The organism is Cryobacterium sp. N19, assembly GCF_002929595.1.
Classification (GTDB): domain Bacteria; phylum Actinomycetota; class Actinomycetes; order Actinomycetales; family Microbacteriaceae; genus Cryobacterium; species Cryobacterium flavum.
In genome coordinates this window covers 236,744-259,070 of record NZ_PJJR01000052.1, presented here as the reverse complement: position 1 = coordinate 259,070, position 22,327 = coordinate 236,744, and the positions used below count along the sequence as shown (strand labels likewise).

Here is a 22,327-nt window from a genome sequence, read left to right as displayed (position 1 = left end):
TGGCCCACCCGGCATCCGCCCCACTGCGTCCATGACACCTCCAGGTCGCGACGATCGTCGCAGAATCCGCGACGCATCCGGCTGCCCGTCGCGCAATCTGTGCACAGAGACCGAATACTGGGCGTGTGGAGAAGGCGAAACTGCTCCAGAATGGAAGACATGCCCTTCGCGTCACTCACCCCCGACGAGTCGACGCCGTTTCGAATCATTTTCGTCTGCACCGGAAATATCTGTCGGTCGCCCATGGCCGAGGTTGTGCTGCGCGACCTCGTCACGAAACTCGGACTCGGACGTCTCATCGCGAGCAGCTCGGCCGGCACCGGAGACTGGCATGTGGGTGAGCAAGCCGACGGTCGCACGATCACGGCCCTGGCCAAGCGCGGCTACGACGGCAGCCACCATCGGGCCCGCCAGTTTGACCCGCTGTGGTTCGCCGAGCACGACCTCGTCGTCGTGCTCGACCGCAGCCAGGAGCGCATTCTGCGCAACTGGGCCCTGGAGGATCGCGATCGCGCCAAGGTGCGCCTGCTGCTGAGCTTTGACGCCCAGCAGGCCGCCCTGTTTGACGTGCCTGACCCCTACTATTCCGACGATGCGTTGTTTGACGCCGTATTAGGCATGATTGAGAGGGCAAGTCACGCACTTGTGAAACAACTTGCACCCGCAATTCGACAGGGAGTCCGATGAGTCACCTACCCGTACAGGTTCTGAGCCCGCTTGATGGCCGCTACCGAGCCGCCGTTTCCGATCTGGGCGAGTTCCTGTCCGAGGCCGGTCTCAACCGGGCCCGCGTGCGCGTCGAGGTGGAGTGGCTGATCACCCTCACCGACCGCAGCCTGTTCGGTTCCGCGCCCCTGAATGACGAGCAGAAACTCGCCCTGCGCACGCTCGTGACCGACTTTGGTCAGCCCGAGATCGACGAACTGGCCGAGCTCGAGGCCACCACCCGCCACGACGTGAAGGCCGTCGAATACCTCGTTCGCCGACGCCTCGGCACACTGGGCCTCGATCACATCAGCGAGCTCACCCACTTCGCGGCGACCAGCGAGGACATCAACAACCTCTCCTATGCCCTCACCGTGCGGGATGCCGTGCAGACCGTCTGGCTGCCCAAGCTGCGCCTCGTGATCGAAGCACTTCGCAGCAACGCGCTGGAATTTCGAGCGGATGCGATGCTGGCCCGTACCCACGGGCAGCCCGCGACGCCGACCACCATGGGTAAGGAACTCGCCGTGTTCGCCTACCGCCTCGAACGCATCGTGCGGCAGATCGAGGCCGGCGAATACCTGGGCAAATTCAGTGGCGCCACCGGAACCTTCGCCGCCCACGTGGTCGCCGATCCGTCCGTTGACTGGCCGGCCGTCTCGCGCGAGTTCGTCGAGGGTCTCGGCCTCGGCTGGAACCCGCTCACGACGCAGATCGAGTCGCACGACTGGCAGGCCGAGCTGTACTCCCGCGCATCCCACGCAAACCGCATTCTGCACAACCTGGCCACCGACATCTGGTCCTACATTTCAATCGGCTACTTCCGCCAGATTCCCCAGGTCGGTGCCACCGGCTCCTCGACGATGCCGCACAAGATCAACCCGATTCGCTTCGAGAACGCGGAAGCCAACCTCGAACTGTCCTGCGCCATCCTGGACTCACTCGCGGCTACCCTCGTGACCAGCCGCCTGCAACGCGACCTCACCGACTCCACCACCCAGCGCAACATCGGAGTCGGCTTCGGGCATTCGTTGCTCGCGCTCGACAATATCCTGCGGGGCCTCGGCGAGATCGACATAGACCGTACGCTGCTGGCGAGCGACCTCGACTCCAACTGGGAGATTCTGGGCGAGGCGATTCAGACCGTGATTCGCGCTGAAGTCTCGGCCGGCCGCTCGTCCATCGAAGACCCATATGCCCTTCTCAAGGAGCTGACCCGCGGCAAACGCATCACGAGCGCGGACCTGGCGGCATTCGTTTCGGCCCTCGATATTGGCGAAGCGGCCAAGACCCGCCTTCGGGCCCTGACCCCTGGTAGTTACGTCGGCCTCGCCGCCGCCTTGGTTGACTACCTGCCGTAGTCGTCACCAGTTACAGGAAAGCACCTTCGCCCACAGGGACGAAGGTGCTTTTTTGGCGCTGCGGTGCCGGCTAGTGCCCGTTCTGCTCGTCGAGGTCGGTCTGCTCCGAGGCATTGGGCTTCATGCCGAGCACGAGCATGGCGATCACCACGAGCGCCACGATGAACGTCACGCCGAGTCCGATAACGGAGAGCATGACCTCGCGCGTGGTGCCCAGAATGGTCAGCCCGACGAACAGGGCCATTCCGGCCGAAATGGCGAGCAATTCGACCGGCTTCAGTCGGTCAGAGCGGCTGGGCTGGTGCGCCGAGTTGGGCGTGCCAGGGGTCTTCTTGGTCACAGTGAGTCCAAATCTTTAGGCGCGGTGTTCGTTGGTGCGGTGTTCGTTGGTACGGCGGCGTCGCGGCGCTGCCTGGGCGAATCCCATTTGATGGAGAGGCCGGCGATGGGCAGAAAAACAGCGAGAAAGACCAGGTAGGCACCGAAGAGGCCGACCGAGACGACCGGATTGGGCGGCAGAAGCAGAAAGAGCAGGGCGAGGATCGCGGTGCCGATTCCGGTATACAGCCAGTCTTTGGCCGGCAGCGGGCGTTTGCGCACCCGGATGCCGGCATAGATCTCGAGAAAGCCGGTGACGGCTCCCCAGACACTCACGATGAAGAGAAAGAACCCGTGGCCTCCGGCGTGAAAACCGAGCGCTGCCGCGCCGGCGACCATGCTCACGATGCCCTGGATCAGAAACAGGCTGCGGTCGGCAGCGACGGTAAGGGTACGCGGGCCGGTGAGAACGAGGAGCAGGCCACTCGCGAGCGCGAAAACGCCGAATACGAGCAGACCAAGCTGAGCCGAGTGGTCCCGGTTGAAAGTGATGATCGCTGCGGGAACCACGGCGATCAGGGCGCGCCCAACGGCCACGGACCAGTACCCGGAACCGACGTGTGATGGTGCCTGGGCGTTTGCCACGCACGACCTCTTTCGTTGCAAAATTTGTCAAGCTCAGTCTACGCGGCGAGACCGTGCGGATCTGCGAGCGGGCTGCACGCGGTGCGCTTGGCCGCGACGAACCGGGCCCGGCACGATCAGGCTCCTGCATGAAGCAGTGCCGAGCTACCCGCCGGCCACCATGTCAGCGAACCGGGAGTAGTGGCCGTGGAAGGCAACGGTGACGGTGCGGGTGGGGCCGTTCCGGTGCTTGGCCACGATGAGGTCGGCCTCACCGGCGCGCGGGTTATCCTTCTCGTAGGCACTCTCGCGGTGGAGCAAAATCACCATGTCGGCGTCCTGCTCGAGCGAACCCGACTCACGAAGGTCGGAGATGGCCGGCATCTTGTCGGCGCGCTGCTCCGGACCTCGGTTGAGCTGGGACAGCGCAATAACCGGAACCTGCAGTTCTTTGGCAAGCAGCTTGAGCGCTCGGGAGAACTCACTGACCTCTTGCTGTCGCGACTCGACTTTTTTGCCGCTGGTCATCAGCTGCAGGTAGTCGATAATGACCATCTTGAGCCCGACGCGCTGCTTGAGCCGGCGACACTTGGCTCGAATCTCGACCAGGGTCATGTTCGGGCTGTCGTCGATGTAGAGCGGCGCGTCGTTGATGCGACCGCGGGTGGCCGCAATAGTGGTCCAGTCGCGGGCCTCGACGGTGCCCTTGCGCATGCTCTGCAAGGGAACGGATGCCTCCGCCGCGAGCAGGCGCATGGCGATTTCACTGCGCCCCATTTCGAGGGAGAAGAAAATGCTCGGCATGTTGTGGTGGATCGAGGCCGACCGCGCGAAGTCGAGGGCGAGGGTGGACTTACCCAGTGCCGGACGGGCGGCCACGATGATGAGCTGGCCACCATGGAACCCGTTGGTGAGTTCGTCGAGGTCGGCGAAGCCCGTGGGTACGCCGCTCATCTGGCCGTCTTTGAGCTTGGCGGCCTCGATTTCTTCGATGGCCGCCGTCACAGCGTCGGTGAGCGGAACGTAGTCCTCGGTCTGGGTACCCCCGGTGACGGCGTAGATTTCGGCCTGAGCCGTGTTGACGAGGTCGAGCACCTCACCCTCGGCGGCGTAGCCCATCTGCGCGATGCGCGTACCAGCTTCCACCAGCCGGCGCAGCAGCGCGCGTTCGGCGACGATGGTGGAGTAGAACCCCGCGTTGGCAGCGGTGGGCACCAGGCTCGTCAGGGTGTGCAGGTAGTCCGCACCACCGGCACGGGACAGTTCACCGACCTTGGTGAGCTCATCGGTGACCGTGATGACGTCGGTCGGCTCGCCCTGGGCGTAGAGGGAGAGAATCGCGTCGAAGATGATCTCGTGCTTGGGGATGTAGAAGTCTCCGCCCCGCACGGTTTCGACGACGTCAGCGACGGCGTCCTTGCTGAGCATCATGCCCCCGAGGGCGCTCTGCTCGGCAAGAAGGTCGTGGGGCAGCGCCCGCTCCGACTTCCACGCTTCAGCGGGCCGCTCCAGACGGCCCTGCCCACCACCGGTCGACGAACCGTACTCGTTTGACGCTGGCTGGTTGGCCAGGCCCAAATGGGCGATCGACACTCGGTACCTCTTTCACTGTCGTGACTCTAGGTGTATCAGGACCCACCGACACGGGACGCACTCACCCAGCCCGAGCCAGATTCCGCTACTGGATCACCCTAAGGAGCCGGTAGCACGACCCACAAACACCCCTGTGGATAACTCTGTGGAAAATCTGCGCGAAACGCCGTGGAGATTGTGCAGAACCTGTGCACTCACTTGTGGACAGATTTTAAATATTTGCAAATAACTGCTGTTTCATCAGGAGTTTAAGTTCTGCACATGGGTGTGAATAAAGTAGCCTCAATCAACCCTTGAACCTTGCCGATAGGAATGCTCACCTGTGCACAAAAGCGGTGGGTCAATGCCCCAAAGTGGCTCTTAACGCCCCATAGCGGAGGATTCCTTACGGAACCCCCCGCTATGGGAGTGGTACAGGCGACCGACCAAAAAGCCCGGCCTGCCGAGGTGCGATGCTACTTGGCAGCGACGACCACGAGAGTGATCGTGGCGCTGAGCTCGTCACGAAGACGAACCGTTGCCGTGTGCTCACCGGTCAGCTTGATGGCGGTGAGTTCGATCTTGCGCTTGTCGACCGTGCCGAGACCTGCGGCTGCAACGGCGTTAGCCACATCCGTGGTCTTGACCGAACCGAACAGGCGTCCGCCGGCGCCGGCCTTGACGACCAGGGTGACCTTGGTGTTCTCAAGTTTGACCTTGAGCGCCTCAGCCTCTTCGAAGGTGGCGTGCTCTCGCGCAGCGCGGGCTGCCTTGATCTGCTCGATCTGCTTCTCGCCACCGCGGGTCCACGCTACAGCGAAGCCCTTGGGAACGAGGTAGTTACGAGCAAACCCGTTCTTGACGTCTACGACGTCGCCGGGTGCACCGAGGCCGGAGACCTCATGCGTCAGAATCAATTTCGACATTTGGTTTCCTTACCGGCCTGAGCCTGCGTAGGGCAGCAAAGCCATTTCGCGGGCGTTCTTGACGGCACGGGCGATGAGGCGCTGTTCCTGAACGGAAACGCCTGTGATGCGGCGGGCGCGGATCTTTCCACGCTCGGAGATGAACTTGCGCAGGGTGGGGACATCTTTGTAATCAATGACACCAACCCGAATCGACTTCGCGGGAGCAGCGTTCTTGCCACCCTTAGCTCCGCGAAGCGGCTTGCGGCGGTCGCCACTCGACTTTCCAGCCATGATTTCCTTACTTTCTAAAAAGAGGTGTTAGCTACGCGCTAGGCGAGCTTAGAAGGGGGTCTCGTCGCTAAAGTTACCTGGGCTGTTCCAGACGTCTCCACCAGATGCTGCTGGCGCAGCAGTCTTGGCGGGGGCGCTGGGTGCCCATGGCTCATCGTTGCCCTGGCCGCCGGCAGCGGGTGCACCACTGCGAGGGCCGGAGGACTGCGCACGAGTGAGGGAAGCGGTGGCGTAGCGCAGCGAAGGACCAATTTCGTCGATCTCGAGCTCCATGCTCGTGCGCTTTTCACCTTCCTTTGTCTCATACGAACGCTGCTTGAGACGCCCGGAAGCGATGACACGCGACCCCTTGGTCAGTGAACCTGCAACGTGCTCGGCGAATTCACGCCAAACGCTCGCACGCAGGAACAGCGCGTCGCCATCTTTCCACTCGTTGGCCGCACGATCGAACGTACGCGGAGTGGAAGCGATGGTGAAGTTGGCAACCGCCAGCCCGTTCTGCGTGTAACGCAGTTCCGGATCGCTGGTGAGGTTGCCCACCACGGTGATTACGGTCTCGCCAGCCATGGGCTACTTGTCGCTTGCCTTGTCGGCAGCGGCCGGCGCAGGAGTCGCCTTGGCAGCAGCAGGCTTGGCAGCGGCAACCTTCGCGGCGGGAACCGCGGTGGAGGCAGCAGCAACCGGAGCAGCAGCATCGGCCTTCGCAGCAGCGGCCGGAGCCTCTGCAACGACGGCTTCTGCTACGACAGGCTTGGCAGCAGCGGCGACCTTGGCGGCCGGAGCGGCAGCGGCTGCAGCAGCAGCGTCAGCCTTGGCAGCGATGACCTTCGGGTTGGCAGCCTTGCGAGCAGCCTTCTCTGCGGCCAGCTTGGTGGCGACGACGACCTGGGCGATGCCCTCTTCGGCGCGGAGCACCTTGGTGCGCATGACGGCCTCGGACAGCTTCAGCTGACGGTCGAGCTCGACCGTGGCTGAGGCGTTCGCGGTGAAGTCAACAACGGCATAAATGCCTTCGGTCTTCTTGTTGATCTCGTAAGCGAGACGACGACGACCCCAGACATCAACCTTGTCAATGCTGCCACCATCGTTGCGAACAACGTTGAGGAACTTGTCAAGGCTGGGAGCAACGGTGCGCTCATCGATCTCGGGATCGAGGATAACCATAAGTTCGTACTGATGCATGACTAACCCACCTCCTTCGGACTAAAACGGCTGCAGAATTTCTGCAACAGGAGGGTTGTGCATGTGCTGCAGGCGGAGGCCGGGAATCCGGCACGCAGGCAGCCTGCCCAGACTACCGGATGCCGCGCGCATACGCCAGTCGACCTGCCCGTCGTTGGGTCGACCTACTCGGTCTGAGTGGCATTAGCGGCATTCTGGGCGGCACGGACACCGGAGTCCACTGGCGTGCGGCCGATGAATACCTCGTCGAGCAGCGGCCGCATGGCGTTTTCGGCGGCCGGCCAACCGGCTCCCCGCGGTGCCGGCGCCGTTCCGGCGGCCAGCACGTCGTAGAACGGGCTGATGTCGACATTCTCCGAAGCCCAATAGGCCGCGTAGGCCGGCTGCGCGGCCAGCACGGCCGGAGACGCCGCACCGGATGCCCCGATGAATTCTGATCCGGCGGCACTCCCGAGCCATTCCAAGACCCGCTGCGTTTCGGCCGGATGCTGGGATGCCGCATTACCGGCGGCCGCGATGCCATCGACACCGCTGATCGCACCGGCCGGGCCGCTGGGCAGGCGCACAACGCCCCAATCGAAGTTCGCCCCGGCGCTCACGTTGGCGAGGTTGTAGACACCACTCTGAAACAGGGCCATCTTGCCCTGCAGAAACTGCTCGCGGCTGAAGTCGCCGTTGGTGTTCGTATCGGCGGCCGACGGAGCGACCTGCCACTTGTTCATGAGATCGACCAGGTACTGGAACGAGGCGATGCCGGCGTCGGACGCGAAGGCATACTGGTTGGACTCGTCCTGAAACTGGGCACCATTGGAGGCCAGGTAATTCAGCACCATCGCCTGCAGGTCGTAGCCGGCGTTGTAGCCATATTGGCTGAGGTTGGAACCGTCGAACTCGGCACTGTCGGCCGTGTTCCCGTTGTAGTCCTTGGTGAGTTTCTGCAGCACGCCAATGAGGGTGTCGTTGTCACCGGTGGGATCCCAGGTGAGTGCGGACACGTCGTCGGCGGTCAGGCCGGCATCACCGAGCAGGTCAGCGTTGTAATACACCGCAATGCCGGGGTCGGCCAGCTGCGGCACTCCCCACAGCGTGGCGTCCCTGGTGTACTGGGCGACGACGGGTGCGGACCAGCCGGCCTGGGCATCCGCTGGCAGGGCCGTCGTAATGTCGAGCAGCGCCCCCGCGTCGGCGTAGGCGGGGTAGCTGCCGCCGTCGACCCAGAAGACGTCGGGCGCCCCAGCACCGGCGACGTCGGTGCGAAGCTTCTCGAAATAGTCGTCCCACGGCACGATTTCGACGCCGACCTGGATGTCGGGGTTGTCCCGTTCGAAGGCGGAGAAGGACTTCTCGTAGGCGGCCGCGACCTGTTCATCCCAGAGACGCACGGTCACGGTGGTGGCATCGCTGGATGATTCGGAGCTGGAGAAGTTCAGGGCCGTGACGGCCCCGGCAATGACGAGCAACACGCCGGCAACGCCGGCAGCAATGATGGTGGAACGCTTGGCCATGATGTCCTTTATTGACGGATCGAACCTTCCCCAGTGAACCAGCCTACGCAGATCCCGAGATGGTGATCGACCGCACAAAGCTGCGCTGAAACAGGAGAAACAACAGGAGCAGCGGCACTAGGGCGAGCGTCGTGGCCGCCATGACGAGGGTCCAGTTGCCATTGAACTGGCTTTGCAGGCTCGCTGTGGCGACGGTCACGACCCGCCATTCACTTCCGGTCGTGACCACGAGCGGCCACATGAAACTGTTCCAGTGGCTCACGATCGTGATCAGGGTCACCGTGGCAATAATCGGACGCGACAGTGGCACGACGATCTCGACCAGCACGTCGAGGGTGTTCGCACCGTCGAGCCGGGCAGCATCGATGAGTTCCTGGGGGATTCCACGAAAGTATTCGCGCAGCAGGAAGATCGCGTAGGGGGAAGCAAACGCGAACGGCAGCACGAGACTCCAGAACGAGTTGCGCAGCCCGGCCTCGGTCATCATCAGGTACAGGGGAATGACCAGCACGACGGGTGGGATCATCAGGGTCGACAGGTATACCCAAAACAACACCTGGCGGCCCGGAAAATCAACCCGAGCGAAGGCATAGGCGGCGAGAATCGAGCAGATCAGCTGCCCGACCAGAATCAGTACCGCCGCCAGGATCGTGACCACGATGGCACGACCGAATTGTGCCGGTCCGGTCAGCAGCAGCGCAAAATTGTCGAGCGTGAATGTGGCAGGCCAGCTGAGGGCTGGCTCCTGCGCGAACTGCTCCCGGGTCTTGAACGCCGTCAGGATGCTCAGCAGGAACGGCCCGAGGGTGAACAGGGCACCGAGCACGAGCACCACGTAGACGGCGGCCGTTGAGGAGAATCTAGTCCATTTCATAGGTGACCCTCCGGCGAAAATAGAACTGCTGGGCGAGGGTGATGACCACCAGGATGACCAGCAGAACGACCGCCATGACGGCCGCACGACCGAGGTCGAAGGCGTCGAAAGCTTCGTAGTAGATGCGCGCCGCTACGACATCCGTTGATCGTGCCGGGCCGCCCTGGGTGAGCGCGTACACCTGGTCGAAGACCTGAAAGGCCGAGATGACCGTGGTGACGAGCACGAAGAACATGGTCGGACGCAGCAGTGGCAGCTTGATGTGCCAGAACATCTTTACCGCGCCGGCACCGTCGATGCGGGCCGCCTCGAGAATCTGCCCTGGAATGTTGAGCAGCCCGGCCATGAAGAACAGCGTGACGTAGCCGACGTTGGTCCAGATCACCACGGCAGCCACGGCCGGCAATGCGAGCGCTGGGTCGCTGAGCCACTCAACGCGCTGACCGAGCAGGGTGTTCAGGGCTCCGTCGGTCGGCGCGAGAATCCACTTCCACACGACTCCGAGAGCCAGCGGAGCACAAATCCACGGCAACACGTAGATGGTGCGAAACCAGGCCGACCCCGGCAGACCTCGGGTGAGCAGTGTCGCCGCGCCGAGCCCGATCAGGGTTTGAATCGGCACGACGAGGGCAACGAAGATCAGCGTGACCAGCAGGGAATTGCCGAAGACACCGTCGCTGAGTACGGACTGGTAGTTGTCGAGACCGACGAAGGTGATCGGGCCGATCAGGTCCCAGCTCTGAAAGCTGAGCCAGAGCACGACCAGCACCGGGAGTAGGAGAAAGCAGACCACACCGAACAAACTGGGGGCGAGAAGGGCATAGCCGGTGATCGCACTGCGTCGACGGAGCCTCCCTCTACTCCGCACGCTCCGCCCACCACTGAACCAACCGGCGGGTGGCTTCTTCCTCACCCAGCGGGCCATCATCGAGACGCTGCTCGAGCAGATACCGGTAGGCCTCTCCCACCTCGCGGCCTGGCTTCAGGCCGAGCACCACCATGATCTGCTCGCCGTCAAGGTCGGGACGCAGGGCTCCGAGCTCTTCCTGCTCGTTCAGCGCGGCAATGCGCTGTTCCAGGTCGTCGTAGGCGAAGCCGAGACGGTCGGCCTTGCGCCGGTTGCGGGTCGTGACGTCGGCGCGGGTCAGAATATGCAGCCGTTCCAGCTGGTCGCCGGCGTCGCGCACGTACCGGCGCACGGCCGAGTCGGTCCAGGCGCCCTCCGTGTAGCCGAAGAATCGCAGGTGCAGCTCGATCAGACGGGCGACGGCGTTGATGGTGTCGTTGTCAAAGCGCAGGGCGCGCAGGCGCTTCTTGGCGAGCTTGGCACCCACCACGTCGTGGTGGTAGAAACTCACGACGCCGCCGGGTTCCAGCTTGCGGGTGGCCGGCTTGCCGATGTCGTGCAGCAGGGCGGCGAGACGCACGATCAGGTCTGGGGCCTCCAGGTTGCCGCGCGAGGTCTCGTAGCCCATCGCCTGCTCCAGCACCGTGAGCGTGTGCTGGTAGACGTCCTTGTGGTGGTGGTGCTCGTCGATCTCGAGCCGCAGGCCGGGAATCTCCGGCAGCACGATCTCGGCCAGGCCCGATTCCATCAGTACCTCGATGCCGGCGCGCGGGTCCCTGGAGACCAACAGCTTCGAGAGTTCGTCGCCGATGCGTTCGGCCGACACGATACGGATGCTTTCCCGCATCTTCTCCATGGCCACTGCGGTATCCAGATCCAGCGTGAAACCCAGCTGGCCCGTGAACCGAGCCGCGCGCAGCATCCGCAGCGGGTCGTCACCGAAGGACACCTCCGGAGTGCTCGGGGTGCGGAGGCGCCCGGCGAGCAGGTCATCGATGCCGCCGGCCGGGTCGACGAGCGTGAGCTGGGGCAGGCGCAGGGCCATGGCGTTGACGGTGAAGTCCCGGCGGAGCAGGTCGGGTTCCAGGCTGGTACCGAACACCACGTCGGGTTTGCGGGTGGTGCCATCGTAGCTGTCCGCCCGATAGGTGGTGATCTCCACGGTTTCACCGGCGAGGCTCGCACCGATCGTGCCATACGCCCGACCGATGTCCCACTGCGCTTCGGAGAGGGGTTTGACGAGCGCGAGAATCTGATCCGGTGTCGCATCCGTGGTGAAATCAAGGTCGTGCAGCGGGCGGTCCAGGAACGCATCGCGAACCGGGCCGCCGACCAGGGCCAGCTCGTGGCCGACCGCAGCAAATGCGTTCGCGAGACGAGAAACGGTGGGGGTGGCAGCCAGGTCGCCCAGTCGTGCGAGGGCTGCCGCGACGCTCTGCATATGCCCCATATTAGTTGCCATCAGGGGGGCACGCAGACTCGGTGCAGGCGGCTCTAGGCTGACACGCCGTAGAATCCCCCTATGGTGGCCGAGTCAGATTCCGCGCATCGGCCCGCGCTCCCGGCTGCCGCGTGCAGCGCCGTGCGCCCGGCCCGGCGCGCGATGAGTCGTCGCCGGCCCGGGCCGATTACGGCGTTTCTGGTGGGAGCTCTGACCCTGGCGTCGCTGATTTTTGCACCGATCTTCGTTCTAGCGTCGGCTCAGGCCGACCCGGCGACCGGCTCCGTCGCGAGCGCCACCACCCCCGCTGACACCGTCGGCGTCACGGTCGCGCCGACCACGTCGCCGCAGCTGGTACCTGGCCAGGACCTGGTTCTAACGGTGACCGTGCACAACAACACCAGCGCCGACATTCCGATCGGCCGAGTCGATGTGTACCTCGCGCAGCTCGCGCTGACCACCCGGGCGGCACTCGATAGCTGGCTCCGGCCCGATGACGACGCAAATTCCGGCGACCAGCTGGTGAGCGTGCCCACCACGGAAGGTATTCCGGCTGGTGCCAGCACGAACCTGAGCGTCACGGTTCCGGCTGCGGCCGTGGGATTGACAGATGACAACGCGTGGGGAGCGCGTGGGATCGCCGCGATTCTCGTTGCGGGTGACGTGATTCAAGCTGAGGGCCGCGGCACGTTTGTCTGGTCCCAGGGCAGCGCGATCACCCCGGTCGCTCTCGCCGCTATTTTGCCGATCACGACCCCGGAAAGCGCGACCGGCCTGATCACCTCGAAGGCACTCGAGTCGTACACGAGCTCGGTCGGTCTGCTCTCGCGCCAACTGGATGTCGCCATTGATGCGCCCACCGCGACGATCGCCATAGATCCGCAGATCATCGCCTCGATTCGAGTGCTCGGCACGGCCGCTCCGGCGTCGGCCGTGGCCTGGCTCGACCGTCTGGCCGGTGCGAGCAATGACATCTTCCCGCTCGGCTACGCGGATGCCGACATCGCGTTGCAAGCGCAGGCCGGCGCCACGACGCTGCTCGCGCCCACCTCTTTCGTGTCGGCGATCGACGCGAGCCTGTTCGTCGTGCCCTCGGCCACACCGCTCCCGGAAGACACCACCGACCCGACCGATGTGCCCAGCGTCACGTCACGAGCCAGGGCCCAAGCCACCGCGTCTCCGACACCCACCCCGACACCCACGCCGGAACCCGGCGCAACGGTCATCCCCTCGACCAGCGACCTGCTGGCCTGGAACTACACGAGCACCGCTATCGGCTGGCCGGTCGCCGGGCAGGTTGCGCGCGCCGATCTTGACGTCTTTGCCGCGAGCGGCCTGACCACGACCATCCTCTCCAGCGGGAACGTCGAACAGTCAGACGTCTTCACGCCGAATACCGCGTTCGCTCTTCCGGGCGGGCTTGGTCTGGTCAGCGACTCCGCACTGTCGGCCGCCATCCGTACCGCGGCCGAAGCCACGACCGAGGACGAGTGGCGGGTCAGCGTCTCCGAGGCGGCTTCGCTGCTCGCGGTTGTGTCTGCGGAGAACCCCAACTCGGCACGCACATTGTTGGTCACCTTCAACCGCAGCAGTCAGGAAAGCGCGACCCGGGTCGCTCAGACGCTTGCGGCCCTCGATTCGACGACCTGGTCGAACGCGGCCCCGCTGCAGGCTGCCCTGGATTCCGCCCCGGGCACTACGGTGACTTTTCGGGACCAGGCCATTGACACTAACCGGGTCACGCTCGCCCGATCGCTGTTGCAGCGCGAGGCGGCAATCGCCGAATTCGCGACCATTCTGGCCGATCCGCTGGCGTTCACCGCGCCGGCGCGATTGGATTTGCTGACCCTTCTGGACACAACCTGGGCCTCGCAGACTGAGGCCTGGGCTGACCAGGTGCGGGCGAACCTCGCTGCCTCCTTCGACCTGATCCACGCCGTGACCGTGACCACCCGCGGGCCGATCATTGTGGTGGGCAGCAAGGTCGACCTGCGCATAACGCTCAACAACGCCCTGGACCAGGCCGTCACCGTGCGCACCGAGATCGTGCCGTCCAACGGGCGACTCGTGGTCGGTGAAACCCTCGAGACGACCATTCAGCCGAACTCCGCGCAGGCCGTCTCCGTACCCCTCAGCGCCGCTGTCGGTAACGGCGATGTCGTCCTGCGGGTCACCCTGTTCACCCTGAATGGCACCCCGCTCGGCCAGCCGGCTCCGATCGATGTCAGCGTGCGCGCCGACTGGGAAGGTGTTGGCGCGAGTATCTTCGCCATTCTCGTCGTCGGCTTCTTCGGTTTTGGTATCTGGCGCAACATCGTGCGCCGACGCCGCGAGAAATCGGCCGAGGCATCCGCTGTCAGTGAAGAGACGGTGTTACCCACGGCGGTGCCCGATGCCTGACCCGGCTCCCAGCGGCAGTGGAGGTATCGGCCGGGCCAGTGCGTTCTTGGCCTCCGGCACGATAGTGTCGCGCATTCTCGGCTTCGTGAAGGTCATCGTTTTGGCCGCCATCATCGGCCAGTTCGGTGCCGCGGCCGACACGTTCGCGATCGCCAATCAGCTGCCGAACACCATCTATGTGATCGTGGCCGGCGGAATCCTGACCGCCGTTCTGGTTCCGCAAATCGTTCGAGCCAGCCTCCACGCCGACGGTGGCACGGCGTACATCAACAAGCTGCTCACCCTCGCCCTGGTCGTGCTGTTTGCGACGACCCTCATCGCTACCCTGTTGGCCCCGACCATCACCGGGTTCATCGGCTTGAACCTCCCCCAGAACGAGAAGGCACTGGCCGTGGCATTTGCTTACTGGTGCCTTCCGCAAATGTTCTTCTACGGGCTATACACCCTGCTGGGCGAAGTGCTCAACGCCCGCAAATCTTTCGGACCGTTCACCTGGGTGCCAGTGCTCAACAACCTGGTGGCCATCATCGGCCTGATCGTTTTCGCGACGCTGTTCAGCCCTGACCCGTTCGGTGCTCGATCGGCCGCCGAGATCACGTCGGCCATGGTCGCCGTACTGGGCGGCAGTGCCACCCTCGGCGTGATCACCCAGGCCTTCGTGCTGTTTTACTTCTGGCGCCGCATCGGATTGCACTACCGCCCGGATTTCCATTTTCGCGGCGTGGGTCTCGGTGCCGCCGGCAAAATGGCGAGCTGGACCTTCGGGATGCTTCTGCTCACGACTTTCGCGGGCATTGTCGAAACGCAGGTCGTGACGCTCGCACACGGTGAGGCATCCGTTGCCGTTCTCGCCACCGCCTGGCTAATTTTCATGCTGCCGCACTCCGTGATCACGGTGTCGGTCGCGACGGCGTACTTCACCCGCATGAGCGAACATGCCGCACTCGGAAGCTGGTCACTGGTGCGAACGGATGCCTCGAGCGCGATTCGGGGAACGTCGCTCGTGATTGTGCTCGCCGCGGCCGTCATCGCGGTCTGCGCTTACCCGTTTGCGGCGATCTTCGTGACACCGTTCGACCAGGTGCAGTCGATCGGCAACGTCATCATCGCGTTCATTCTGGGGCTGGTGCCATTCTGCGTGTTGTTCGTTCTGCAGCGCACCTTCTACGCCCTCGGTGACACGCGTACACCGTTCTTTTTCACCCTGTTCCAGGTCGTTCTGCTGATTTGCGCCGTGCTGGCCTGCGCGTGGCTGCCCACGGAATGGATCGCCGTTGGCATCGCCGCGTCGATCACGGTGACCGGTACGCTGCAGGCAATCTTGGCCGCCATTCTCCTGCGCCGCCGAATGCACGGTATCGACGGACGACGCATTCTGCGCAGTCTCGTGAAATATCTGGTCGCTGTGATAATTCCAGTGGCTGCCGGCCTGACCCTCACGACCCTCCTGGGGGGCAATGTCGACGGCGGATTCGCCGTGTCCTCGAGGCTCACGGCCATGGTCTCCATGGTGTTGATCGGGGTCGTCATGTCCGCGGCCTACTTCGGACTGCTCCTGGTCATGCGCAGCGGCGAGCTCACGGCCTTTCTGGCGCCCCTGCAGCGCCGCTTCGGCCGCTAACGCGTTCCCGGCCTGACACGCGGCTCAGCGCCCCTGTGAGTGGTGCGCCTCGCTGGCGGTGGCTGGGTACCGGCGGCTCTTGCTGGGAGGCCGCGGAATAGCATCGGATTAGGATGTGTTGTATCGAAGCGTGAGGCGGGATATTGCCCGTCTTGCCCACCACTGCAAGGAGTGTGCGCGTGCGTCAGATCATCATCATCGGTTCCGGACCGGCCGGCTATACCGCGGCAATCTACGCCGCGCGGGCCAACCTCAAACCGCTTCTGATTGCCAGTTCGGTGGAGGCTGGCGGTGAGTTGATGAACACGACCGACGTTGAGAACTTTCCCGGCTTTCCGGAGGGCGTCCAGGGACCCGATCTGATGACCAAGATGCAGGAGCAGGCAGAGCGCTTTGGCACCGAGGTCGTCTACGACGACGTCGAATCGGTCGACCTGTCCGGCCCGATCAAGACGGTCGCCCTCGGTAATGGTGACGTGGAGCAGGCACTCACGGTTATTTTTGCCACCGGTTCCGCCTACCGCAAGCTCGGCCTCAACGACGAAGAACGTCTCTCCGGCCGCGGTGTCTCCTGGTGTGCCACCTGCGACGGTTTCTTCTTCAAGGGCAAGGAAATCGCCGTCATCGGTGGCGGCGACTCCGCCATGGAGGAAGCCACCTTCCTCACCCGATTCGCCTCGAAGGTGCACGTCATTCACCGCAAGGGTGAACTGCGCGCCTCCAAGATCATGCAGGAACGTGCTTTCGCCAACGACAAGATCGAGTTCACTTGGAACTCCGAAGTCGTCGGTATCACCGGCACCGAGGCCGTCGATGGTCTGACCCTGCGCGACACCGTCTCCGGCACCGAGAGCAGCCTTCCGGTCGGCGGCGTGTTCGTGGCGATCGGCAACGACCCGCGCACGCACCTCGTGCACAAGCAGCTCGACCTCACCCCCGAGGGCACCATTGCCGTCGCGGGCCGGTCATCCCTGACCAGCCAGGCCGGTGTCTTCGCGGCCGGTGACGTGATCGACTCCAGCTACCGCCAGGCCATCACGGCTGCTGGCTCCGGCTGCGCGGCCGCCCTCGATGCAGAGCACTACCTCAGCACTCTTCCCCAGGACCTGCTGGCCTCGGCCAGTGAACCCGAACTCGTCTGATTTTACTAAAACCTAAGTTTACCAGTACTAAGTTACCCAAGAAGGAGACACACATGACTGCACGCGCCGTAACAGAGGCCAACTTCGAACAGGAAGTCATCAACAACGAGAAGACCGTTCTGGTGGACTTCTGGGCCGAGTGGTGTGGCCCCTGCCGCGCCGTCAGCCCCATTCTCGACCAGATCGCGGCCGAAAACGCCGACAAGCTCGACATCGTCAAGCTCAACGTCGATGAGCACCCCGCTCTGGCCGCCAAGTACCAGATCACCTCCATCCCTGCGATGAAGGTCTTCCAGAAGGGCGAGGTCGTCAAGACCGTCATCGGCGCCAAGCCGAAGCCGCAGCTCGAGAAGGACCTGGCCGACTACCTCGTATAACCGACTCAACCCAGAAAACCCGCCCGGCTTCAACCGGGCGGGTTTTTTGGTGCCCGGGGTCACCCCATACGATGAAGACGACAGCAGAACGGATAGGTGACGTGACAATTCAAGGCTCCACTGCCGATAACAAGCAGTCCGGGCCTGTGCAGACAAGTACTGTGCAGGGCGGCAACAACCTCGACCCGTGGTACCACCACTACGCCGATCGCGCCGCCGGCCTTAAAGCCTCCGAGGTACGCGCGCTCTTCGCCGTGGCCTCCCGCCCCGAAGTCGTCTCCCTCGCCGGCGGTATGCCCTACGTTGCGGCCCTGCCCCAGGACCTCGTGATCAATGCCATGGAGCGCGTCATGCGCGAGAAGGGCGCTACCGCACTGCAATATGGCTCTGGTCAGGGAGTTCCCTTGCTGCGCGAGCAAATTCTCGATGTCATGGCACTCGAGGGCATCAAGGCCAATGCCGATGACGTGGTTGTTACCACCGGTTCGCAGCACGCCCTGGAACTGGTCAGTAAGTTGTTCCTCAACCCCGGAGATGTCGTCATCTCCGAAGGCCCCAGCTATGTCACCGCCATGGTGATCTTCAAGTCGTACCAGGCCGAGGTCGACCATGTACCGATGGACGAGAACGGCCTGATCCCGGCCGCGCTGATCGAGCACATCGCCGCCCTCAAGGCAGCCGGTCGCACCATCAAATTCCTCTACACGATCCCCAGTTTTCACAATCCGGCCGGCGTCACCCTCAGCTGGACACGCCGCATGGAGATTCTCGAGATCTGCCGTTCGAACAATATTCTCGTGCTCGAGGACAACCCCTACGGACTGCTCTACTTTGACAAGCAAGCACCGGATGCCATTCGCTCACTCGAGCGCGACGGTGTCGTCTACCTGGGAACCTTCTCCAAGACCCTGGCTCCCGGCTTTCGGGTTGGCTGGGCTCTCGCCCCGCACGCGATCCGCGAGAAACTCGTGCTCGCCAACGAAGCTGCCGTGCTCTCCCCCAGCTCCTTCACCCAGATGGTGATCTCGGAATACCTCTCCACCGCCGACTGGAAGGGGCAGATCAACACCTTCCGCGGTGTCTATCACGAGCGCAAGAACGCTATGCTGGCCGCCCTCGAGGAGTACCTCCCCGATTTGACCTGGACCAACCCCACCGGCGGATTCTACGTCTGGGTCACCCTGCCCGAACAGCTCGATTCCAAGGCCATGCTGCCCCGCGCGGTCAAGGAACTGGTAGCGTACACGCCCGGGACCGCGTTCTATGCCGACGGTGACGGGCGCCAAAACATGCGTTTGGCCTTCTGCTATCCAACGCCGGAGAGTATCAGAGTCGGCATCCGTCGCCTGGCCACGGTCATTCGCGGCGAGCTTGATCTGCTCGACACCTTCGCCGGCACCGGTACACTGGGCGCCGCGCCCGACCGGCCCGGCGCCAGAAATCAACGCTATGCCGGTCCACCGGCCAACATCTCCTAGATATCCACGTTCACCCACACCAAGCTAGGGAAAAACCTGATCATGAGCGAATTCAACTCCCTTAATATCGTTATTCTGGCCGGCGGAATCTCCCACGAACGTGATGTTTCGCTGCGCTCGGGGCGACGGGTAGCGGATGCCCTCACGGGCGGGGGCCACACGGTCACCGTGATCGATCCCGGGGCCAACCTCCTGACCACTCTCACCGAACAAGCCCCCGACGTGATCTGGCCCACCCTGCACGGAGCTACCGGAGAGGATGGCGCCCTGCTCTCCCTGCTGGAGACCACCGGCATCCCGTTTCTCGGCTCAACTGGGCCCGCCGCCGCCCTGGCCTGGAACAAGGGCACGGCCAAGGAGCTCGTGCGCCGAGCTGGTTTTGCCACTCCCCCGGCTATCGCCCTCTCCACCGAGACATTTCGGGACCTCGGGGCCACGAGCGTACTTGAGCACCTGATCGGCGCAATCGGCCTGCCCCTGGTCGTTAAACCAGCTCAGGGCGGTTCCTCTCAGGGTGTCACGATCGTGCGCACCGCAGCGGACCTGCCCCGTGCCATGGTCGACGCGTACACCTACGCCAACACCGCCCTCGTTGAGGCCTATATTGACGGCGTTGAGGTCACGGTGGCGGTAATTGACACCGGGACCGGCCCCACAGCTCTGCCGATCGTTGAAATCGTGCCCGTTGACGGCGTCTACAGTTTCGAGGCACGGTACAACGCCGGCGAGACAGACTTCTACACGCCGGCTCGCCTTTCCGACGAGGCCTCAGCGGCGGTTTCCGCAACCGCAGTCGCCATTCACACACTGCTGGGCCTCCGCCACCTGAGCCGTATCGACCTCATTGTCGATGCCGCAGGTACCGCCTGGTTCCTGGAGGCCAACGTGCTTCCTGGCCTGACGGAAACGTCACTGGTGCCGCAGGCGATCGAGGCCACCAACCAGACCCTGGGTTCCACCTACTCCGCCCTGGCCGCGAACGCCCTGACGGGCCAGTAGGCCTTACGTTTCACGTGAAACCTGCGCGGCCTCAGCGTTGTTTCACGTGAAACACCACGACAGGACTCCCTCAGGCCAGCCAGCGGGAGTGCGACTGCGGTCTCGACGAGCTCGACCGGCGGTCTGTGGGCAATTCATACGGCCACGGGATACTGTTTCACGTGAAACACTCCGTTGCAGCTCCCGCGAATTGCTCGCGGGACGGCAATTACGGTCTCGACGAGGCCGACCGACGGGCCGTGGCCGTTTCACGTGAAACATCGCGACAGGCGTCCCGCAAACCAGCCAACGGGACGGCGATTACGGTCTCGACGAGCTCGACGGCCGCTGGGTGGGCAATTCACGTGGCCGCGGGATACTGTTTCACGTGAAACATCGCGACAAGATCCCCGCAAACCAGCCCATCGGTAGGGCGATGGACGTCTAGACAAGCTCTGCCAACGGTGTGGGCAGAGTGAATTCAGCAACATAGGGGCGGCGGCGGGTTTTTCGCGCAAGTTGCGAGTTTTGAACGTCTTTCAGCGGACTCGCGCACGCTTTTCGCGAGAAGCCCCTGAAAGACCTCGATGTCTAAGCGGGGAGCGAATGACCCGTCAACGCCCGCCGCGCCCGTACAAGCGCCATCAAGATCGACCAAGCCATGGACCGCAGTAAATAGTTCGCCGTGAGCCGTGAACCGTGGGGCGGTTCACAGAAAAAAATGCCCCGCCGCGCGCCATGTTTCACGTGAAACGGCCCACGGGGGGATGAACTAGCTCGCGCTAAAGGCCGGTTCGCCGAGAACGGTAAGAATGCGGTTAAGATCGCCAATTGTGGCGAAATCAACTGTGATCTGGCCTTTTCTAGCCCCAAGATTGATTTTGACGCGCGTGTCGAGTCGTTCTCCGAGGTGCTCAGCGATTTCATCGAGGTGCCCCTGGCGTCGACCAGGAAGTGGTTTAGCCTTAATCAGTCTTGGCACGGATGTCGCCGCAGCCTCGGCCGCCCGCACCGAGAGATCCTCTTCGACGATCTTGTCAGCCAAGCGAAGCATGCCAGCCAGGTCACCCACTGACAAAATCGCCCGCGCATGGCCAGCCGAGAGCACGCCGGCCGCAACTCGTAGCTGCACCGGTACCGGCAATTTCAGCAGACGCAGGGTGTTGGTGATCTGCGGCCGCGATCGACCAATTCTGGTCGCCAATTCTTCCTGTGTGATATCGAAGTCAGCGAGCAGCTGCTGGTAAGCGGATGCCTCTTCGAGCGGATTCAGCTGGGCGCGGTGTAGGTTTTCCAGCAGCGCGTCGCGCAGCATATCGACATCGGCGGTCTCTCGAACGACAGCTGGAATGCTGTCGAGCCCGACCTCTTTGGTCGCGCGAAGACGACGCTCGCCCATGACGAGTTCGTACTTGCCCGGCTCATCCGCTAATGGCCGCACGACGATCGGTTGCAGAACTCCGACTTCGCGAATGCTGTGCACGAGTTCAGCGAGGTCATCCTCGTCGAAAATAGTGCGCGGCTGGGCGCGGTTGGGCACGATGTCCTGCGGGTTCAGGTGGGCCAGACGCGCTCCGGGCACGGGAACGAGCTCGGGGGAGTCATCCGTTTCACGTGAAACACTACGCGGAAAAAAGACATCAACCGGCCGGGGAGCCGACGCGTCGTCCTGCACCGGGATGAGTGCGCCGATACCGCGGCCGAGGCCGGTTCTTTTCGCCATTAGTGCTTATCTTTCATTTGGGGCTTATCTTCGGTTCGGGGAGCACCTCGATGGGCCATTTCTGCTGCTGCTTCGAGGTAGGAGAGCGATCCTGCGGAGTTGAGGTCGTAACTGACGACGCTCTGACCGTAGCTCGGGGCCTCAGAAACGCGCACAGAGCGCGGAATAGCGGTATTCAGCACCTCTTTGGGGAAGTGATCGCGTACTTCCTTGGCTACCTGGGTCGCCAGATTGGTACGGCTGTCGTACATGGTCAACAGAATCGTTGATACCACGAGGTCGGGGTTCAGGTGTTTCTCGATCAGGGCAATGTTCTTGAGCAGCTGGCTCAGTCCTTCGAGGGCGTAGTACTCACACTGAATTGGAATGAGCACCTCGCGGGCCGCGACGAAGGCATTGATGGTGAGCAGCCCCAAAGATGGCGGGCAGTCAATGAAGACGTAGTCGTAGGGCTCGGCCATCTCGGCCAGGTAGAGGTCCAGTGCCCGGCGCAGGCGTTGCTCGCGTGCGACAAGCGACACCAGTTCAATCTCAGCACCAGCGAGGTGGATGGTAGCGGGAACGCAGAACAGTGCACCGAATTCCGGGCTCTTCTGCACGACTTCAGACATGGGCATGTCGTTGATGATGACGTCGTAGACGCTCGGCGTCTCGGCGCGGTGCTCCACTCCCAGGGCGGTGGAAGCGTTACCCTGCGGGTCCAGGTCGATGACCAGCACGCGGGCTCCCTGCCGCGCGAGGGCGGCGGCAAGGTTGACGGCGGTCGTTGTCTTGCCGACGCCACCCTTCTGGTTGGAGATCGTCAGCACCCGGGTCTTGTCGGGTTTGGGCAGTTCGCCGGCCGCGATAACCTGGCGGCGCCGCGTGAGTTCAGCGATTTCGCGGGCGAGCGGCGTTGTGCCGTCGAACCCTCCCGCCTTGCCCGTGCGCTGATCTTCAGCAGGATGTTTCACGTGAAACCTTTGCGTTCGACGATTGAT

General features: G+C 63.4%; 20 protein-coding genes and 1 pseudogene. 8 read left to right on the top strand and 13 right to left on the bottom strand.

What is annotated here, in order from left to right; translation table 11 throughout:
- The first annotated feature begins 159 nt into the window (after positions 1-159).
- Positions 160-687, top strand: a complete 528-nt coding sequence (locus tag CXY78_RS14780; protein WP_104090191.1) for a low molecular weight protein-tyrosine-phosphatase — start codon at positions 160-162, stop codon at positions 685-687.
- Positions 684-2,066, top strand: coding sequence for an adenylosuccinate lyase (purB, locus tag CXY78_RS14775; RefSeq protein ID WP_104090001.1), 1,383 nt, complete (start codon positions 684-686; stop codon positions 2,064-2,066). Before CXY78_RS14780 ends, purB begins: the two co-directional genes overlap by 4 nt.
- A 70-nt stretch (positions 2,067-2,136) precedes the next feature.
- Here purB and CXY78_RS14770 read toward each other — a convergent pair whose 3' ends face one another.
- The 11 genes and pseudogenes from CXY78_RS14770 to CXY78_RS14720 all read right to left on the bottom strand — a co-directional run bounded on the left by CXY78_RS14770 (position 2,137) and on the right by CXY78_RS14720 (position 11,628).
- Complete coding sequence (locus tag CXY78_RS14770) at positions 2,137-2,406, bottom strand: hypothetical protein (protein WP_104089999.1); 270 nt, start codon at positions 2,404-2,406, stop codon at positions 2,137-2,139.
- A complete protein-coding gene (locus CXY78_RS14765) occupies positions 2,403-3,029 on the bottom strand; it encodes a hypothetical protein (RefSeq protein WP_092338331.1) in 627 nt (208 codons plus the stop codon). Before CXY78_RS14765 ends, CXY78_RS14770 begins: the two co-directional genes overlap by 4 nt.
- A gap of 144 nt (positions 3,030-3,173) precedes the next feature.
- Positions 3,174-4,601: a replicative DNA helicase gene (gene dnaB / locus CXY78_RS14760; RefSeq protein WP_104089998.1), complete on the bottom strand. Its 1,428-nt coding sequence runs from the start codon at positions 4,599-4,601 to the stop codon at positions 3,174-3,176.
- 455 nt (positions 4,602-5,056) lie between these two features.
- Positions 5,057-5,506: a 50S ribosomal protein L9 gene (rplI, locus tag CXY78_RS14755; protein WP_092110565.1), complete on the bottom strand. Its 450-nt coding sequence runs from the start codon at positions 5,504-5,506 to the stop codon at positions 5,057-5,059.
- A 9-nt stretch (positions 5,507-5,515) separates the two neighbouring features.
- Entirely contained in the window at positions 5,516-5,779 is a 264-nt protein-coding gene (rpsR, locus tag CXY78_RS14750) for a 30S ribosomal protein S18 (protein ID WP_035835236.1), read from the bottom strand.
- A gap of 48 nt (positions 5,780-5,827) precedes the next feature.
- On the bottom strand, positions 5,828-6,346 hold the full coding sequence (locus CXY78_RS14745) for a single-stranded DNA-binding protein (protein WP_092338335.1): 519 nt from the start codon (positions 6,344-6,346) through the stop codon (positions 5,828-5,830).
- 246 nt (positions 6,347-6,592) lie between these two features.
- Positions 6,593-6,961 (bottom strand): annotated as a pseudogene (rpsF, locus tag CXY78_RS14740) (30S ribosomal protein S6); the annotation flags it as partial.
- A gap of 164 nt (positions 6,962-7,125) precedes the next feature.
- A complete protein-coding gene (locus tag CXY78_RS14735; RefSeq protein WP_104089996.1) occupies positions 7,126-8,466 on the bottom strand; it encodes a sugar ABC transporter substrate-binding protein in 1,341 nt (446 codons plus the stop codon).
- A gap of 43 nt (positions 8,467-8,509) precedes the next feature.
- Entirely contained in the window at positions 8,510-9,340 is an 831-nt protein-coding gene (locus CXY78_RS14730; protein WP_104089994.1) for a carbohydrate ABC transporter permease, read from the bottom strand.
- Positions 9,327-10,133, bottom strand: coding sequence for a carbohydrate ABC transporter permease (locus CXY78_RS14725; RefSeq protein ID WP_369827319.1), 807 nt, complete (start codon positions 10,131-10,133; stop codon positions 9,327-9,329). The genes CXY78_RS14730 and CXY78_RS14725 overlap by 14 nt, the downstream gene beginning before the upstream one ends.
- A 64-nt stretch (positions 10,134-10,197) precedes the next feature.
- Positions 10,198-11,628, bottom strand: coding sequence for a CCA tRNA nucleotidyltransferase (locus CXY78_RS14720; RefSeq protein WP_092338343.1), 1,431 nt, complete (start codon positions 11,626-11,628; stop codon positions 10,198-10,200).
- An 81-nt stretch (positions 11,629-11,709) separates the two neighbouring features.
- Here CXY78_RS14720 and CXY78_RS14715 point away from each other — a divergent pair, with 81 nt between their 5' ends.
- The 6 genes from CXY78_RS14715 (at position 11,710) to CXY78_RS14690 (ending at position 19,645) form a co-directional block, all read left to right on the top strand.
- Positions 11,710-14,028 (top strand): DUF6049 family protein, encoded by a 2,319-nt coding sequence (locus CXY78_RS14715; RefSeq protein WP_092338345.1) that lies wholly within the window; start codon positions 11,710-11,712, stop codon positions 14,026-14,028.
- A complete protein-coding gene (murJ, locus tag CXY78_RS14710) occupies positions 14,021-15,649 on the top strand; it encodes a murein biosynthesis integral membrane protein MurJ (protein WP_104089992.1) in 1,629 nt (542 codons plus the stop codon). Before CXY78_RS14715 ends, murJ begins: the two co-directional genes overlap by 8 nt.
- Positions 15,650-15,828: 179 nt before the next feature.
- Complete coding sequence (gene trxB, locus CXY78_RS14705; RefSeq protein WP_092338349.1) at positions 15,829-16,791, top strand: thioredoxin-disulfide reductase; 963 nt, start codon at positions 15,829-15,831, stop codon at positions 16,789-16,791.
- A gap of 53 nt (positions 16,792-16,844) precedes the next feature.
- Positions 16,845-17,168, top strand: coding sequence for a thioredoxin (gene trxA, locus CXY78_RS14700; RefSeq protein ID WP_092338350.1), 324 nt, complete (start codon positions 16,845-16,847; stop codon positions 17,166-17,168).
- A 146-nt stretch (positions 17,169-17,314) separates the two neighbouring features.
- Positions 17,315-18,646 carry a PLP-dependent aminotransferase family protein gene (locus CXY78_RS14695; protein WP_233197268.1) on the top strand — a complete coding sequence of 444 codons (1,332 nt, stop codon included), beginning with the start codon at positions 17,315-17,317 and terminating at the stop codon, positions 18,644-18,646.
- Between the two features lie 42 nt (positions 18,647-18,688).
- Complete coding sequence (locus tag CXY78_RS14690; RefSeq protein WP_104089988.1) at positions 18,689-19,645, top strand: D-alanine--D-alanine ligase; 957 nt, start codon at positions 18,689-18,691, stop codon at positions 19,643-19,645.
- A 751-nt stretch (positions 19,646-20,396) separates the two neighbouring features.
- Here the strand turns inward: CXY78_RS14690 and CXY78_RS14685 are convergent.
- Positions 20,397-21,347 (bottom strand): ParB/RepB/Spo0J family partition protein, encoded by a 951-nt coding sequence (locus CXY78_RS14685; RefSeq protein ID WP_092338356.1) that lies wholly within the window; start codon positions 21,345-21,347, stop codon positions 20,397-20,399.
- On the bottom strand, positions 21,347-22,300 hold the full coding sequence (locus tag CXY78_RS14680; protein ID WP_092338358.1) for a ParA family protein: 954 nt from the start codon (positions 22,298-22,300) through the stop codon (positions 21,347-21,349). Before CXY78_RS14680 ends, CXY78_RS14685 begins: the two co-directional genes overlap by 1 nt.
- Positions 22,301-22,327: the final 27 nt, after the last annotated feature.